The sequence below is a fragment of the Tenacibaculum aiptasiae genome (genome assembly GCF_008806755.1).
Lineage (GTDB): Bacteria > Bacteroidota > Bacteroidia > Flavobacteriales > Flavobacteriaceae > Polaribacter > Polaribacter aiptasiae.
In genome coordinates this window covers 1-718 of the sequence record NZ_WAAU01000009.1, presented here as the reverse complement: position 1 = coordinate 718, position 718 = coordinate 1, and the positions used below count along the sequence as shown (strand labels likewise).

1 protein-coding gene is annotated in these 718 nt (G+C 40.4%); it reads left to right on the top strand.

Going from position 1 to position 718, the window contains the following annotated elements; genetic code table 11:
• The coding region (locus F7018_RS18420) for an MBG-2 domain-containing protein (protein ID WP_175578677.1) at positions 1 to 718 on the top strand (718 nt) is incomplete at both ends.

Sequence of the window (718 nt, the reverse complement as noted above, 5' to 3'; positions counted from 1 at the left end):
GGAACGGATGCAGGTAATTATACAGTCACACAACCAAGCGGATTAACCGCAGATATCACAGCTAAAGCATTAACAGTAACTGCTGATGATAAATCTCGAGCTGAGGGAGTTGCTAATCCAGTTCTTACAATTACTTATTCAGGTTTTATAGTAGGAGATAGTGTTACCGATTTAGATACAGCTCCAATAGGGAGTACTACAGCGACAGTTACATCTCCAGTCGGAATGTATCCTATTACAGTATCAGGAGGAGTAGATAATAATTATTCTTTTAATTATGTTTCTGGTACTTTAAATATTTTAACAGATACAGATGGCGATGGTGATCCAGATGTTACGGATCCAGACGATGATAATGATGGAAATCCAGATGGAACCGATCCAAATCCATTGGTGCCAACAGGAGCAGATGATGTATTAACAGTTGTGGAAGGTCAAAGTGCTATGGTTAATGTTTTAACGAATGATGACTTTGGGCCAGGAGCAAATACAAGTATCACTCAAACAGGAGGAACTGCCGGAGGAACCGTAAGTATTGATCCATTAACAGGAGAAGTTACTTATACACCAGCCGCAGGCGAAGAAGGAGGTACGGTCACTAGAGAATTACAAGTATGTAATACAGTAGTAACGCCACAAGTTTGTGTAACAGAGACAATAACTGTAACTGTTCAAGTAGATACAGATGGCGATGGTGATCCAGATGTTACGGATCCAG